Below are 12,443 nucleotides of genomic sequence, written 5' to 3'. Positions count from 1 at the left end.
CCGGTTCCGTCAGCCGGGCAGGCTGAGCCCCGCCGCCTCGGCCAGGGCGCGCATGTCGTCGGGAACCGGCGCCTCCGCCGTCAACTCCCCGCCCTCCGGGTGCGGCGCGGAGATTCGCCAGGCGTGCAGCATCAGCCTGGGCGCCGCCCGCCCGGCCAGGGTCAGCGCCCCGCCGTACCGCACATCGCCCACCAGGGGCCGACCGATCGACGCCATGTGCACCCTCAGCTGATGCATCCGCCCGGTCAGCGGCCTCAGCTCGACCAGCGCCCCAGCTTCCGACGCCGCCAGGGTTCGGTACAGGCTCTCGGAGGCTTGCGCCCCCTCCGCGCCCGGTTCGACCACCCGCGAATAGGCCTCGCGCCCGATCTCCTCGCGACGCAGCGGCTGGTTGATCCGCCCGTCACGCGGCTCTGCGGCGCTCTCGATCAGGGCCAGATAGGTCTTGCGGACCCGGCGCCCCTGTAGCGCCTTGCCCAGGAAGCCCGCCGCCGGTTTGGTCCTGGCGGCCAGGATGACGCCGGAGGTGTCGCGATCAAGCCGATGCACCAACTCCGGCCGTTTGCCATTCGAGCGCGCGAAGGCCCACAGCAGGTCGTCGAGCGTATGGGCCCTGATCCGCCCGCCCTGGCTGGACAGGCCGCTGGGCTTGTTCAGGGCCAGGACGTGGGCGTCCTCATGGACGACCCACGACCTCACGGCGGCGACTTCGGCGTCGGACAGGGCGATCGGCTGGCGGCTCACGCCCCCTGCTTAGCGCAGAACGCCCCGCTTCATCATCATCCACGAGTACCAGAGGAAGAACAGCGCCCCGGCCAGGATGACGAACTGCATGTAGATGGCCGAACCCATCACCTCCGCTCCGTTCGACAGACCGAAGGCGTAGATCAGGCTGACGATCAGCCCGACCATCGACAGGGCGAAGGCGTGGAAGGCGTAACGCGAGCGCAACAGCAACAGGATGCTGCCCGCCACCGCGCCCCACACGCCCAGCACCCAGGGCGCGTACATCCAGGTCGGCATGGCGTCGTAATAGGCGATTTGGGCGTCGGTCATGCCCATCGAGCGGAAATAGGCCTCGCCCTGCGTCACGCTCATGGTGAAGTCGTATCCGCCAAAGCCATTCCACAGCACGGCGATGATCCCCACCACCCATAGGTGCCAAGGCGTGCGCACCGTCATCGGCGCGTTGGTCGTGGTCATGCTTCCCTCCCCAGGTCTGAGCACGGAGGGAAGCTTAAGACCTCATCGCCCGAGCGTGGCAATGGGTCGTGAAACGCCGGTCTTGAGCGCGAGATCAGAATGCCCAGGATCACGCCGGCGCCGAGCGCCCACAGCGTCGATTCCAGCGGGTGCTCGCGGATGTGCGCCTCGGTGCGGCCTGCCCGTTCGCGGGCCCAGTCGCGTCCATGACGGATATCCTCGCGCACGCTGTCGCGCACGCCAGGGCGGCGATAGGTCGACGGATCACGCGGCGCGACGCCGGAGCCGTTCAGGTCGTCGATGTCCTCGGGGCTGATAGCGGCGGGATCGATGTTGCTCATGGCGCGGCTCCTCGGGTGGCGGTGGGGGTCGAGGTCGAAACCCTGAGTTCGCATCGCGGTTCCGAAGGAACGCGGGTCACAGATCGGCGCGAACGATCGGGCCGCTCGGCGCGTTCTCCCCAGACCACAAGGAGAGCGTCCATGACCTATATCGAGCCCACGCCCGCCGGCGTTCCTCAGCCCGAGATCGAGCCGGGCGGCCCCGCCGGCCAACCGGAAATCCAGCCGGCTGAAACGCCTGAGGAACTGCCTCAGCCCGAGCCGGGCGGCGGCGATCCCGGCGATTCCCGACCGCACGACGGGGCCAGCTGAGACGTGTGGTCGCGGTCGAAGCCGTGCGGAACCTTCGCCCGTACATAGGGTTCAAATCCACAACACCGCCCCGCTCAAACCTGTAGGGAATCAGTAGAATGGCCCAGTCGACGCCCCATCGTCCAAACGGCGCCTCCAAGCGCGGTTTTGCTTCCATGGATCCCGAGCGACAGCGCGAAATCGCTCGCAAGGGGGGCGCCAGCGTCCCTAGTGAAAAGCGCAGTTTCTCCCAAGATCGGTCCCTGGCCGCCCAAGCCGGCCGCAAGGGCGGAGAGGCGTCCCACGGGTCGCGACGTCCCGGCGAGCCGCCGTCGCCGCGGGTCTGATCGACATCTCGGAATTCGGGAAAGGGCCGTCCCTGGGGGCGGCCCTTTTTCCTTGGCCGAAGCGTCGTGGGAATGTCGCCTAGCGAGCATAGGAACGGCCCTTGGAAGGGGTGCGTTCAGCTTGGGCGAGGTCGGCAGGGACCTCGCTCCTCGCCGGGTTTCTCATGCTCAGTTCCGCCCTTCCCTTCGACGCCATGGCCGCCAGTCGATCCGGCGTGATCGACGTCGATGACTGGCGCAGCGGCGTCATCGCCCTCGCCCCGTCATTGCGGGCCTTCGCCTACTCCCTGTCGCGCGACGCTTCCGACGCCGACGACCTGGTGCAGGAAACCCTGACCAAGGCCTGGGCTCACCGCGCCAAGTTCCAGCCGGGCAGCAATCTGCGCGCCTGGCTGTTCACGATCCTGCGAAACAGTTGGTACAGCGCCGCCGGCAAACGCCGCCGCGAGGTCGCGGACGAGGACGGCCACCACGCAGCCGGCCTGTCCTCGCCCGCGGCCCAACTACCTTCCCTGGAGCTCAAAGAGCTTCAGGACGCCCTCGATCAGCTTCCCGCCGAGCACCGCGAGGCCATCGTCATGGTTGGTGCAGCGGGGCTCTCCTACGAGGAGGCGGCCGAGATCGCCGGGTGCGCCCTCGGCACCATCAAGAGCCGCGTCAACCGCGCCCGCAACCGTCTGGCGGAACTGCTGGACATTGACCGGGGTGACCACCACCCCGATTGGCGCTAGCTGCGTCGATCCCGTCGGCGGTCCGGAGCCTCGGGCCGATTGATCAGGTCGCGCACAGCCTCCGGTAACGCCTGGGCTTCCACGGCGCGGAAGGCGGCGCTCAGCCGATCATCCACGATCTGCGTTCGGCGTCGGCGCTTGTCCGGCGTCTGATCCACGGCGATCCCCCTCATAACCCAACCTAGGGGAAGCTTTGCCGTTTGAAAAGCGGTGTTGGCTGGGGAACATTCGGGGCGGTCGGTGGGTAGTCGCGGCATCCTCAACAGGAGACTGCACCGCCATGCAAAATCCCTTCCGACACCGCGCCCAGGACGACTTCGGCCGCCGGCGCGACGAAACCGACCGCCCCGTGGAATATGGCTCAGCAGAGCCTCGCAGCTGGCAAGGCGAGGACCAGGATCGCAACCGCTACGCGCAGCGCCTCGGCGACGACGCCACGCCCCGCGACGTCAGCCAGGACCAAGGCTACGACGCCGGCCACCAATCGCGACATGATCAAGGCTACGACACCGCCCGCTACGAACGGCCGTGGCATCAGGACCGTGGCTATCGCTCTGGCTCAAGCGACAGCCGCTACACCCGGTCCGACTACGACGACTATCGCGAGGACCACTCCCACAACCCCGGCCCGCGCTGGCAGTCCGGCGAATTCGGCCGCGACTACGGGGTCAGCGGCCGAGGCCGTTACGACCAAGGTGAGCAGGACCGCTCCGGATCGTCCCGATACAGCCAGGGCCGCTCCGACTGGCGGTCGGGCGGCCAGGGGCAAGACCGGTATCAGCGGGGCTACGCCTCGTCCGACTATGACGACCGGGGCTATGCGCCCGGCGCCGACATCTGGAATGACCGCGAGCGCGGTCAGGGCCGCCACGACTTCGAGCCCGACTACCTCCACTGGCGCGAGCAGCAGCTGAAATCCTTCGACGACGACTATTCGACCTGGCGCACCGAGCGTCGCCAGAAATTCTCGTCAGACTTCGACAACTGGCGCTCCAGCCGACCCAAGGGCGTCCAGACCGAGGCCGCCAACCCCTATGTCGGCGACGTCTCCGAAGGCGGCACCGGCGACGGCGAGAAGATTCACGACAGCAAGGCCGACAAGTCCCGCACCTGATCGGGATCCGGTCATCTCGCGAGGGGCTCGGCCATCGGCCGGGCCCCTTTGTCGTCAGGCCCCCAGCAACTCCCGTCCGATCAGGAACCGCCTGATCTCGTTGGTTCCGGCGCCGATGTCGTACAGCTTGGCGTCGCGGACCAGGCGTTCGACCGGCCATTCCTTGGTGTAGCCCGCGCCGCCCAGGGCCTGAACCGCTTCCAGCGTAACCTTCACCGCGTTCTCGCTGGCCAGCAGGATGGCTCCTGCGGCGTCATAGCGGGTGGTCCGGCCGGCGTCACAGGCCTTGGCCACGGCATAGACATAGGTCCGGGCGCTGTTCAGGGCGACGTACATGTCGGCCACCTTGGCCTGCATCAGCTGGAACGATCCGATCGGCTTGCCGAACTGCTTCCTCTCGCGGACATAGGGTAGCACCACGTCCAGCGCCGCCTGCATGATCCCCAGGGGTCCTGCCGACAGCACGGCGCGCTCATAATCGAGGCCGGACATCAGCACGGCCGCCCCCCTGCCCTCGCCGCCCATGATGTTCTCGGCCGGGACTTCGCAGTCCTCGAACACGAGCTCGGCGGTGTCGGAGCCGCGCATGCCCATCTTGTCCAGCTTCTTGGAGACGCTGAAACCCTTCATGCCCTTTTCGATCAGGAAGGCCGTGACCCCGCCGTTGCCGTCGCCGGTGCGGGCATAGACCACCAGGGTCTCGGCCGAGGGGGCGTTGGTGATCCAGAATTTCGTGCCGTTCAGGACGTAGCGGTCGCCCTTCTTCTCTGCCCTGGTCTTCATCGACATGACGTCCGAGCCCGACCCGGCCTCGGACATGGCCAGCGACCCGACATGCTCCCCCGAGATCAGGCCCGGCAGATACTTGCGCTTCTGCTCGTCCGTGCCCCAACGGCGGATCTGGTTGACGCACAGGTTGGAGTGGGCGCCGTAGCTGAGGCCGATCGAGGCCGAGGCGCGCGACACCTCCTCCATCGCCACGACGTGCTCCAGATAGCCCAGGCCCAGGCCGCCGAATTCCTCCTCGACCGTGATGCCGTGCAGCCCTAGCTCGCCCATTTCGGGCCAGAGGTCGCGGGCGAATTCGTTCTTCTCGTCGATCTCGGCGGCGCGCGGCGCCAGGCGGTCGGCGGCCCAGCGGGCGGTGGTCTCGCGGATCATGTCGGCGTTCTCGCCGAGGCCGAAGTCCATCGATTGGGGGGCGTTGGGAATGCTCATGACGGCGGAGTTAGCACCGTCCCGCCCGTCCCGGAACCGCCTAGTCCGCCTTGTCTTGCGGAGGTAGCACCGCGTCCGAGCCGTAGCGCTTGTGCAACTGATGCGCGGCCACGCCGACGCAAGCGGCGGCGATCAGGGTCAGGGTCCAGGCGATCAGCCGGGTCTGGTCGCCGTCCAGCTCGCGATCTGCGGCCAGACGGAAGGCGCCCAGCGCCGCCCCGAAGGTGATGAAGCCGAGCGCGCCCAGGCCCAGAAACGCCAGGGTCTCGACCACCCGCGTGCGCGGCCCGGCGTCTTCCGTGTCCGGCGCGTGGCGCACGATTCCCGGCCGGGGCCGCGACCCGGTCAGCACATCGTCCTCGGCCTGCCGGGCGAAGCTGTTGCCGGGGCCAGCGCGCGACGCTTCGACGGCCGATGCGTCCATGGCCGCCACGGACGCGATGTCGGTCGATGGAAGGTCAGCCCCGGCGAGGCGTTGCTCGCCGGTTGGAAATTGCTCGAGGGTCTCCTCGGCGACAGGAGCCGACACCGCATCCGCGGCCGGCTCAGCCATGATCAGGCGGTCGCTGCTTGACGCTTCGGCCACGGCGCCCGCCGCCAGGGGGGTATCGGACAGCAGCGCCGCCACGGCGTCGGCGCGGGTGTCGCGCAGCACGCCGCCTTCGGTCGCCACGTCGGCCTGCGGCGCGGCGTCCAGCGTCGCCTCGTCCGGCGCTTCGATGAGAGACGTCTCGACGGCCGGAAAGGCGGCGACTTCCGGCGTCTCGGCTTCCTCGACCACCACCGGCTCTGGCTCGACGGCCGCGATGGAGGCCGCATCGGCGAACGGAAGCGGAGCGGCGAGCAAGTCGTCCACGGTCACCGCGCGGGCGGGGTCGGTCAAGAACAGGGCGCGTTCGGCTCCCCGTCGACGCTGGGCCATGGGCGCGGCCGGCGCGCTGGCCGGCGTGCGGTCGTCCTCGGCGATGGCGGCGGCGGCAGCCTGAAGCCGGCCCTCGTTGATGGCCTGGATCACCGGCGAACCGCGCAGGCGGGCCGCCCCCAGGCTGAGCCCATAGGAGGCCAAGGCGTCGAACTGGTGCTGATTGATCTCGCGGGTGACGGTCTGGTTCAGGGCGGCGACGATGGGCAGGAGGTCGTACTGCAACAGCAACTCGGCCTCGTCCGCCGTCAGCCGAGCGCCCTCGCGGGCCGAGGCGGTGTGGCCATAACCGATCACCCAACGGCCGTCGCCGGCCTTCTGCGCCGTGGTGCGCAGGCCCTCCAGGCTCTTGATCAGGGCGATCCCCTCACGGGAGACCTTCTTGCGTTCCGTCACTGACCCTTGACCCATAACGACACGGCGGCCGGCCCGCCTGACCGAAGCGCAGCAAGGCCCGGGCCGTAACTCCTCGTTCACTATACGCCGATGTCGGGAATGGGGCGCAGGTTCGCGTCTCAGGCGAACGCGTTGATCATCGCTTCGGCGCGCGGATCAGCAGCGCCTGACCCGCCAGCACGATCGCCAGCCCGATCAGCGCCGTCCAGCCAAACCGCGCGCCTTCGAAGGCGACGGACACCAGCATGGCGATAGGCGGCGTCAGGGCCGAGATGTAGCTGGCCATGGTGTAGCCGATCACCCGGGCGATGGTGAAATACAGGCCGAAGGCGATGACCGACCCGAAAACGGCTAGATAGGCCAGCGAACCGAGATAGCGGGCGGTCGGCTCGATCGACCACTCGACCCCAGTCGCCAGACCCCAGAGCGCCAGCAGCCCCGTGCCATAGGCCATGGCCCAGGCGGTGGAGGGAATGACAGCCGAGCCCGCGTTCTGACCGCGCCAGGCGAAGAAGTTGCCGAAGGCCGAGGCCGTGGTCGCGACCAGGGCCAGACCGACTCCCAGCGCCGCCTCGCGATCGAAGCCCGCCCCCAGAATCTCGCCGCCGGACAGCACCGCCACGCCCGCGACCCCCAGAACCGCCCCGGCCCAGGACGCCGCCGCCGCCCTCTGCCCCGCCGCCACCCGGAACAGGATCAGATTCAGGAAGGTCAAGGCCGCGAAGGTGACCGCCACGATGGCGGAGGCGACGTGATGCTCGGCCGCATAGGTGAAGCTGTAGCTGATCGAAAAGGCGAACAGGCCCTGGAAGAAAGCGGCCAGGTGCTGATCCCGCGTCAGGGTCAGGGGCCAGCGCATGACCATGCAGGCCAGACCCAGGATCACCGAGGCCAGACCGAAACGCCAGACGATGGAGACCAGCGGCTCGACTACGCCGAACTGGAGGGTGATGCCGTACCAAGTCGTGCCCCAGATCAGGGCGCAGACCCCCACCCCGGCGATGCCCAGCAGGGTAGTGCGCGACAGCGGCGCGCGCGCCACGGGCCGGTTGGCGGAATCGGGGGAGGCCATGGCCGCGCAATGGACCGCGCCGCCGTCAGCGGCAACCCCGATCTTGCCTCCGCGCTGTTGTCGGGTCCCAATGCCGCCAGATGGAGGATTTCCGATGCGTCCCCTGCCCGCTCTCTGCGCCGTCGCCCTGCTCGGCGCCTGCGCCGCGCCCGCAACTACGCCCTCGGGCCCCGACCTTGGCCCTGACGTCGGCCACGGCATGACTACGGTGCAGGTCAGCGCCACCTACCGCGAGCGCATCCTGCTGCCGCCCGGCCACACCCTGATCGTGCGCATCGAGGACGTCAGCCTGGCCGACGCCCCCGCCCGGGTGATGGCCGAGCACCGCGAGCCTCTGGACGGCCGCGCGCCGCCCTATACGACCACGCTCGGCCTTCCGTCCGCCCAGATCGATCCGCGCCACACCTATGCCGCCCGCGCCGAAATCCGCGACGAGGCCGACCGGCTGCGCTTCACCACCGACACCCGCCACGCGGTCCTGACCCAGGGCGCGCCCGCGACCGCCGACATCGTCATGGTCGCCACCCCGTGAGCGGACTGAAGAAGCGGTCGGTGCTGCTGGCCGGCCACGCCACCTCCGTGGCGCTGGAGCCCGAATTCTGGGCCATCCTCGACCGCGTCGCCGAGGCCGACGGCCTGACCCACGCGGGGCTGCTCAAACGCATCGACGCCGACCGCGGCCGCCGCCCCCTCGCCTCCGCCTGCCGCCTGCTGGCGTTGGAGTGGGCGGCTCGGAACGGTCCGGCCTAGGCGTTCGCCTCAACCTTGAGCCATCCCAGCACCGCGCGCTCGTCCCTGGTCAGCATGGGGCGCGCCGGAATCGCGGCCAGCACGCCTCCGTCTTCGACGAATCCGAAGGGCGCCGCCAGACGCCCCGCCTCCAGATCATCCTGAACCAGGGTGCGCGGCAGGACGGCGGCGCCCAAGCCAGCCAGGGCGGCGTCGAGCACGTAATGGACGTGGGCCAGTATGCGCGTCGGTCCAATCGGCGCCGCCTGCCCGATAGCTTTCGCCCAGTCAGTCCACCCCTGCGGATGGGTGCGCGCCGTCAGCCGGGTCGCTGACGCGAGGTCAGCGGCCAACGACGGCGAGCAGACGAGAGCGATGCGATTGGCCCCCAGAACCTCGACCCCCTGTAGGGTGTCGGCCTTCTCGGCGCTCAGATAGCGGATGGCCATGTCGGCGCCACGCACGCGCGACGCCTCGAGCGGCAACTCGCTGAGGGTCACCGAGATGTCGGGATGCGCACGCTCGAACCGCGCCAGACGCGGAATCAGCCATTTGACCGCCAGGCTGGGATGGACCGCCAGACGCACGGTCGCGTCCGGCGCCACCGCTCGGACGGCGGCGGCGATGGCGTCAAAGCCGGGCGTCAGGCCGTCCAGCAGGGCCCGCCCCCGGGCCGTCAGCCGCAGCGCGTGGCGCGGCCCTTCGAACAGGCGCACGCCTGTGGCCGCCTCCAGCGCCTTGACCTGCCGGCTCACCGCGCCGTGGGTGACGTGCAGTTCGGCGGCGGCGCGCGTGGCGCTGCCGGTGCGGCCCATGGCCTCGAAGGCCCTGAGCGCATTTAGCGACGGCAGCGGGCGCTCGCCTGTGAGATTTTCGCACATGACCGTCCGGATAAGTCGCTTTCGCGGGAGCCGCAATCGCCTCACCACTCCTCATGTCCCGCAACCTGCCCGTCGTCGTTGTCCTGGGTCTCGGCCAGATCGTGGCCTTCGCCTCCAGCTACTATCTGCTCGGCGTCCTGGCCGATCCGATCGCGACGGAGTTCGGCGTGCCACCGGCCGGCATCTTCCTGGCCCTGTCGGTCGCCTTCCTGCTGGCCGCCGTCCTGACCCCGGCAGGGGGGCGATTGATCGAGGCCCATGGGGGTCGCCAGGTTCTGATCCTGGCGCACCTGGCGTTCGGCGGCGCGCTGCTGCTGATGGCTTCTGCGGCCGAGCCGTGGCTTCTCTACGTCGGCGTGGCCGCCCTGGGCCTGGGCATGGCCGTCGGCCTGTACGGTACGGCTTTCGCCGTGCTGGTCGAGCTTCATGGCGACGGCGCCAGACGGCCGATCACCGCGGTCTCCCTCATGGGGGCGTTCGGCGGGATGGTCGGCTGGCCCGTCAGTCGGTTGGCCGTCGACGCATGGGACTGGCGGGCGGCCTGTCTGATCTGGGCGGTGATCCATCTCGCGATTTGCGTCCCGCTCGTCGTACGCATCCTGCCCCGCCGCCCTCAGATCGCGCCCGAAGATCGTCGCGCGCCGGCGCCGATCCGCTGGGACCGGCGCATGGTCCAGTTGGCGGTGCTGTTCGCTGGCGCCTGGATGGTGGCGACGGCCATGGCCGCGCACCTGCCGCGCCTGCTGACTTCGCTGGGCATGACGCCGGTTCATGCGGCCTGGGCGGCGGGCGCCATGGCGGGCTGCGCTATCCTGGCCCGCGTCGTCGACCTGACTCTGCTCCATCGGTCCCATCCGATCCTGACAGCGAGGTTGGCGGCCCTGTGCCATCCGATCGGCGCCCTCGTGGCCGCTGTCGGCGGGTCCAGGCTCGCGCCGGCCATCGCGGTGGGCCAGGGCGTCGGCAATGGGTTTCTGGCCGTCGCCTCGGGCGTGCTGCCGCTCCATGTCTTCGGAGCGGACCGCTATGCTGTCCGACAGGCGCTGCTGTTGACCCCCGCGCGCTACCTCCAGGCCGCGGCGCCCGCCGGCTACGCTCTGGCGCTGGGCATCTCGACCGGAGCGGCCATGATCCTTACCAGCCTGATCTGTTTGATGATGTTCGCCGCAACCTTCGGTCTCCGGAGGTAAGGCCGGCGCCGCGACGCGCGAAGCAACGCCGCCGCCGTCCGCGCATTCCTCTCCCTTGGGACGTAGCGGCTGAGGGGCCCCTATGCATCATCTGGCCTTGGTTCTGGCCGCCATCGGCGTGCTGGGGATCGGCGCGCAGTGGATCGCCTGGCGCACCGGCTGGCCCGCCATCGCCCTGATGCTGATCGCCGGCATCCTGGCCGGTCCGGTCACCGGGTTCATCCAGCCTGAGCGCGATTTCGGCCCCATGCTGGAGCCGCTGATCTCCCTGGCGGTGGCCATCATCCTGTTCGAGGGCGGGTTGAACCTGAACTTCCGCGAGCTGCGGCACGCCGAGGGCGCTGTGCATCGACTGGCGCTGCTGGGGGTGCCGATCGCCTGGGGGCTGGGCGCCCTGGCCTGCTACTATGTGGCCGGCCTGGTCTGGCCAGTGGCGATCCTGTTCGCGGGCATCCTGGTGGTCACCGGACCCACGGTGATCCTGCCCCTGCTGCGCCAGACCAATCTAGCGCACAGACCGCGCGCCATCCTGAAATGGGAATCCATCGTCAACGATCCGCTGGGCGCCCTTTGCGCGGTGGTGACTTATGAAATCCTGCATCGCACGGCCCAGGGCGACTCGGTGGCAGGTGTCGCCGTCTCCCTGCTGCTGGCCTCGATCGTGGCGGGCCTGCTGGGCTGGGGCGCGGCGCGTCTGATCGCCTGGGCCTTTCCGCGCGGCCATGTCCCGGAATTCCTCAAGGCGCCGGTGCTGCTGATCGCGGTGATCGGCGTCTTCGTCGGCGCCAACATGATCCAGGAGGAGTCCGGCCTGCTGACTGTGACCGTCATGGGCGTAGCCCTGGCCAACATGCGGCTGGCCAGCTTCCGCGACCTCATGCCGTTCAAGGAGAACATCACCGTTCTGCTGGTCTCCGGCGTCTTCGTGATGCTGTCGGCGTCACTCAATCTTGAGGTGTTGCGTCAGTTCGAGTGGCGGTTCCTGGCATTCCTGGCGGTGCTGTTGTTCCTGGTTCGCCCGGCCACCGTGCTGCTCAGCCTCGCGGGATCGCGCGTGCCGATGCGCGAGCAGCTGTTCATCGGCTGGATCGCGCCGCGAGGCATCGTGGCCGTGGCCATTTCCGGCCTGTTTGCGCTGAAAATGGGCGACTTGGGCTACGAAGATGGCGGCGTCCTGGTGTCGCTGTCCTTCGCCGTCGTGATCGCCACCATCTTCGCCCACGGCTTTACAGCCAAGCTGGCGGCGCGCTGGCTGGGCGTGACCGGCGACACCAAAAAGGGCGTGCTGATCGTCGGCACCACGCCCTGGAGCCTGGCCTTGGCCGAAACCCTGCGGGAGCTGGAGATGCCCGTGGTGGTCGCCGACACCAGTTGGCAGCGGCTGGCGCGGGCGCGCCAACGCGACATTCCGACCTATCACGGCGAGATCCTGGCCGAGGCCACCGAGGACCATCTCGACATGGGCCGGTTCCAGGCCCTGGTCGCCGCCACGGACAACGAGGCCTACAACGCCCTCGTCTGCAATGAACTGGCGACCGAGGTGGGGCGCCACGCCGTCTATCAGCTGGGCGATGTCGATCACGACGACGCCCGCGCCCTGCCCGCCGCCCTGCGTGGCCGCACGCTGTTCCCGTCGGGCCTCGGTGTGGAGGAGATCGATCAGAGGCTTCGCCAGGGCTGGACCCTGCGCAAGACGCGCCTGACCGAGCAGTTCAGTCTCAAGGACGCTATGCGGGAATTGCCCGAGGGCGCGGACCAGCTGATGGTCATCGGCAAGAGCGGCAAGATCCACTTCTTCAGCCACGCCTCGCGGCCCAAGCCCGAGGCGGGCGACACTGTGGTGTCCTACGCGCCGCCCAAGCCTGGCGCGGTGCGTTCAGAGACGGTCGAAAGCGCCACCTCAACACAGGGAGACGAAGATATGACCGCTTCGCCCGCATTACCATGAGAGCGGGGACGCTCTGCGCCGGTCTGGGCGCCGTGGCGCTGGCCGCGTCTGGGTGCGACC

16 protein-coding genes are annotated in these 12,443 nt (G+C 69.2%); 8 read left to right on the top strand and 8 right to left on the bottom strand.

The features are described 5' to 3' along the window. Positions 1-9: 9 nt before the first annotated feature. Genes EES48_RS13715 through EES48_RS13705 form a run of 3 tightly spaced genes read right to left on the bottom strand, consistent with a single transcriptional unit; the run spans position 10 to position 1,544 of the window. Complete coding sequence (locus EES48_RS13715; protein WP_122468394.1) at positions 10-744, bottom strand: RluA family pseudouridine synthase; 735 nt, start codon at positions 742-744, stop codon at positions 10-12. Between the two features lie 9 nt (positions 745-753). Then, entirely contained in the window at positions 754-1,203 is a 450-nt protein-coding gene (locus EES48_RS13710) for a hypothetical protein (RefSeq protein WP_122468389.1), read from the bottom strand. Next, positions 1,200-1,544, bottom strand: coding sequence for an ElaB/YgaM/YqjD family protein (locus tag EES48_RS13705; RefSeq protein WP_122468386.1), 345 nt, complete (start codon positions 1,542-1,544; stop codon positions 1,200-1,202). Before EES48_RS13705 ends, EES48_RS13710 begins: the two co-directional genes overlap by 4 nt. A 141-nt stretch (positions 1,545-1,685) precedes the next feature. On the opposite strand from EES48_RS13705, the gene EES48_RS14945 reads away from it, so the two are divergent. The 3 genes from EES48_RS14945 to EES48_RS13695 all read left to right on the top strand — a co-directional run bounded on the left by EES48_RS14945 (position 1,686) and on the right by EES48_RS13695 (position 2,913). Beyond that, positions 1,686-1,856, top strand: a complete 171-nt coding sequence (locus EES48_RS14945) for a hypothetical protein (protein WP_162998180.1) — start codon at positions 1,686-1,688, stop codon at positions 1,854-1,856. A 98-nt stretch (positions 1,857-1,954) separates the two neighbouring features. Continuing rightward, positions 1,955-2,182, top strand: coding sequence for a con-10 family general stress protein (locus tag EES48_RS13700; RefSeq protein ID WP_122468384.1), 228 nt, complete (start codon positions 1,955-1,957; stop codon positions 2,180-2,182). 164 nt (positions 2,183-2,346) lie between these two features. Beyond that, entirely contained in the window at positions 2,347-2,913 is a 567-nt protein-coding gene (locus tag EES48_RS13695) for a sigma-70 family RNA polymerase sigma factor (RefSeq protein ID WP_240623377.1), read from the top strand. Here EES48_RS13695 and EES48_RS14940 read toward each other — a convergent pair. Next, positions 2,910-3,071, bottom strand: coding sequence for a hypothetical protein (locus EES48_RS14940; protein WP_205679480.1), 162 nt, complete (start codon positions 3,069-3,071; stop codon positions 2,910-2,912). The genes EES48_RS13695 and EES48_RS14940 overlap by 4 nt on opposite strands. A gap of 122 nt (positions 3,072-3,193) precedes the next feature. Between EES48_RS14940 and EES48_RS13690 the strand changes: the two genes are divergently transcribed. After that, a complete protein-coding gene (locus tag EES48_RS13690) occupies positions 3,194-4,027 on the top strand; it encodes a hypothetical protein (protein WP_122468382.1) in 834 nt (277 codons plus the stop codon). 54 nt (positions 4,028-4,081) lie between these two features. Here the strand turns inward: EES48_RS13690 and EES48_RS13685 are convergent, their stop codons facing one another. From EES48_RS13685 to EES48_RS13675, 3 genes are all read right to left on the bottom strand, one after another. After that, positions 4,082-5,245, bottom strand: a complete 1,164-nt coding sequence (locus EES48_RS13685; RefSeq protein ID WP_122468380.1) for an isovaleryl-CoA dehydrogenase — start codon at positions 5,243-5,245, stop codon at positions 4,082-4,084. 40 nt (positions 5,246-5,285) lie between these two features. Next, positions 5,286-6,563, bottom strand: coding sequence for a lysozyme (locus EES48_RS13680; protein ID WP_162998178.1), 1,278 nt, complete (start codon positions 6,561-6,563; stop codon positions 5,286-5,288). Between the two features lie 136 nt (positions 6,564-6,699). Next, entirely contained in the window at positions 6,700-7,635 is a 936-nt protein-coding gene (locus tag EES48_RS13675) for a DMT family transporter (protein ID WP_240623376.1), read from the bottom strand. 94 nt (positions 7,636-7,729) lie between these two features. Here EES48_RS13675 and EES48_RS13670 point away from each other — a divergent pair, with 94 nt between their 5' ends. Both EES48_RS13670 and EES48_RS13665 read left to right on the top strand, forming a co-directional pair. Then, positions 7,730-8,167: a YbaY family lipoprotein gene (locus tag EES48_RS13670; RefSeq protein ID WP_122468375.1), complete on the top strand. Its 438-nt coding sequence runs from the start codon at positions 7,730-7,732 to the stop codon at positions 8,165-8,167. Next, positions 8,164-8,385, top strand: a complete 222-nt coding sequence (locus EES48_RS13665) for a ribbon-helix-helix domain-containing protein (protein WP_122468372.1) — start codon at positions 8,164-8,166, stop codon at positions 8,383-8,385. The genes EES48_RS13670 and EES48_RS13665 overlap by 4 nt, the downstream gene beginning before the upstream one ends. Here EES48_RS13665 and EES48_RS13660 read toward each other — a convergent pair. Further along, a complete protein-coding gene (locus EES48_RS13660) occupies positions 8,382-9,245 on the bottom strand; it encodes a LysR substrate-binding domain-containing protein (RefSeq protein ID WP_240623375.1) in 864 nt (287 codons plus the stop codon). The genes EES48_RS13665 and EES48_RS13660 overlap by 4 nt on opposite strands. A 53-nt stretch (positions 9,246-9,298) precedes the next feature. Between EES48_RS13660 and EES48_RS13655 the strand changes: the two genes are divergently transcribed. Both EES48_RS13655 and EES48_RS13650 read left to right on the top strand, forming a co-directional pair. Next, positions 9,299-10,435: an MFS transporter gene (locus tag EES48_RS13655; protein WP_122468368.1), complete on the top strand. Its 1,137-nt coding sequence runs from the start codon at positions 9,299-9,301 to the stop codon at positions 10,433-10,435. A gap of 82 nt (positions 10,436-10,517) precedes the next feature. Continuing rightward, positions 10,518-12,383: a cation:proton antiporter gene (locus tag EES48_RS13650; RefSeq protein WP_122468364.1), complete on the top strand. Its 1,866-nt coding sequence runs from the start codon at positions 10,518-10,520 to the stop codon at positions 12,381-12,383. The last annotated feature ends 60 nt before the right edge of the window (positions 12,384-12,443 follow it).

Source organism: Brevundimonas lutea (assembly GCF_003704105.1).
GTDB lineage: Bacteria > Pseudomonadota > Alphaproteobacteria > Caulobacterales > Caulobacteraceae > Brevundimonas > Brevundimonas lutea.
Note: the sequence above shows the minus strand (reverse complement) of the source record. Positions and strands in the feature narration are given on the sequence as shown.

Excerpts from the sequence above, each read along its gene's own strand:
- EES48_RS13710 (WP_122468389.1), bottom strand. The coding sequence starts at position 1,203 with ATGACCACGACCAACGCGCCGATGACGGTGCGCACGCCTTGGCACCTA.
- EES48_RS13705 (WP_122468386.1), bottom strand. The coding sequence starts at position 1,544 with ATGAGCAACATCGATCCCGCCGCTATCAGCCCCGAGGACATCGACGAC.
- EES48_RS14945 (WP_162998180.1), top strand. The coding sequence starts at position 1,686 with ATGACCTATATCGAGCCCACGCCCGCCGGCGTTCCTCAGCCCGAGATC.
- EES48_RS13700 (WP_122468384.1), top strand. The coding sequence starts at position 1,955 with ATGGCCCAGTCGACGCCCCATCGTCCAAACGGCGCCTCCAAGCGCGGT.
- EES48_RS13695 (WP_240623377.1), top strand. The coding sequence starts at position 2,347 with ATGCTCAGTTCCGCCCTTCCCTTCGACGCCATGGCCGCCAGTCGATCC.
- EES48_RS13690 (WP_122468382.1), top strand. The coding sequence starts at position 3,194 with ATGCAAAATCCCTTCCGACACCGCGCCCAGGACGACTTCGGCCGCCGG.
- EES48_RS13685 (WP_122468380.1), bottom strand. The coding sequence starts at position 5,245 with ATGAGCATTCCCAACGCCCCCCAATCGATGGACTTCGGCCTCGGCGAG.
- EES48_RS13675 (WP_240623376.1), bottom strand. The coding sequence starts at position 7,635 with ATGGCCTCCCCCGATTCCGCCAACCGGCCCGTGGCGCGCGCGCCGCTG.
- EES48_RS13670 (WP_122468375.1), top strand. The coding sequence starts at position 7,730 with ATGCGTCCCCTGCCCGCTCTCTGCGCCGTCGCCCTGCTCGGCGCCTGC.
- EES48_RS13660 (WP_240623375.1), bottom strand. The coding sequence starts at position 9,245 with ATGTGCGAAAATCTCACAGGCGAGCGCCCGCTGCCGTCGCTAAATGCG.
- EES48_RS13655 (WP_122468368.1), top strand. The coding sequence starts at position 9,299 with ATGTCCCGCAACCTGCCCGTCGTCGTTGTCCTGGGTCTCGGCCAGATC.
- EES48_RS13650 (WP_122468364.1), top strand. The coding sequence starts at position 10,518 with ATGCATCATCTGGCCTTGGTTCTGGCCGCCATCGGCGTGCTGGGGATC.